This is a genomic window from Streptomyces sp. NPDC002779, assembly GCF_042888685.1.
Taxonomy (GTDB): Bacteria; Actinomycetota; Actinomycetes; order Streptomycetales; family Streptomycetaceae; genus Streptomyces.
Map to the genome: position 1 here is coordinate 1 of NZ_JBIAQC010000085.1, position 1,331 is coordinate 1,331.

Annotated in this window: 1 protein-coding gene; it reads right to left on the reverse strand. The window is 65.4% G+C overall.

The genetic code is table 11. The features are described 5' to 3' along the window. Positions 1 to 1,282, reverse strand: a 1,282-nt coding sequence (locus ACFYW5_RS37980; RefSeq protein WP_389421698.1) for an IS630 family transposase, incomplete at its 3' end; no start/stop codon positions are given. Positions 1,283 to 1,331: the final 49 nt, after the last annotated feature.

Consider the following 1,331-nt stretch of genomic DNA (forward strand, 5'->3'; position numbering starts at 1 on the left):
TGAGGATCTCGTCGGCTGTCTTGGTCCAGGTGAAGGGCCGCGGATTCTCGTTCCAAGTGTGGATCCACGCAGTGATGTCGTCCTCCAGCGCTTTCACGGAGGTGTGGACGCCGCGGCGGATGAGCTTGTCGGTCAGAATGCCGAACCATCGCTCCACCTGGTTCATCCATGAGGAGCCGGTGGGGGTGAAATGGACGTGGAAGCGGGGGTGTTTGCTCAGCCACGTCCTGATGTCGGCGGTGTTGTGAGTGGCGTAGTTGTCGCAGACGAGGTGGACGTCGAGGCCGGCGGGCACCGCCTTGTCGATCCGGATCAGGAACTTCTTGAACTCGATCGCTCGGTGGCGGCGGTGCAGTGCCGATATGACGGTGCCGTCGGCGATGTTGAAGGCGGCGAACAGGCTGGTGATGCCGTGCCGAAGGTAGTCGTGAGTGCGGCGTTCGGGCATGCCCGGCATCATCGGTAGCACCGGCTGCGAGCGGTCCAGCGCCTGGATCTGGCTCTTCTCATCCACGCAGAGGACGACCGCCTTCTCGGGCGGGTGGTGATACAGGCCGACAACGTCGACGACCTTGGCGACGAACTGCAGATCGGTGGACAGTTTGAAGGAGTCCTGCAGGTGGGGCTTGAGGTCAAACCGCTTCCAGATCCGCCCGATCGTCGACTTCGACAGGCCGGTGCGCTGGGCCATCGAGGCCCGTGACCAGTGGGTGTCCTGGCCCGGGACCGACTCCAGGGTGGCCACGACGACCTCCTCGACCTGGTCGAGGAGGATCGAGGGCGGCCGGCCCGAGCGCGGCTCGTCGTGCAGACCATCGAGGCGTTTCGCGATGAACCGGGCCCGCCAGCGGTCCACGGTCGACCTGTCGATGCCGAGGTCGGCCGCGGCCTGCTGGTTCGTTCCTCCCTCCGCGCAGCGCAGCACGATCTTGGCCCGCAACGCGAGAAACTGGGCGGTCTTGGCCTGCCGAGCCCACTGCTGCAGCTGTCTGCGCTCGACATCGTCGAGGATCAGGTCAGCCTTCGGCCGGCCGATCCAGCCGGCGTCCTCAAGCCCAGCCATCCGCTCTGCGGCGAATGCCCGACGCCACTTGCCGACCGTTTTGGCCTGGACACCGACAAGCCGTGCGACACCCGCGTTCGACATCCCCTCAGCGCACGCCAGGATGATGCGGGCCTTCTCGGCCGAGCGCCGGTGCGGCATTTCCGTCCGGCGCACCAACTCCGCGCGCTCGGCCTCGGACAACGTGATCGCCACAGCAGAAGGCCCCGAATGCGACATGACAACAGGGTACTTACTAACCAACAGGATTTCTGGCGCATGACACTAG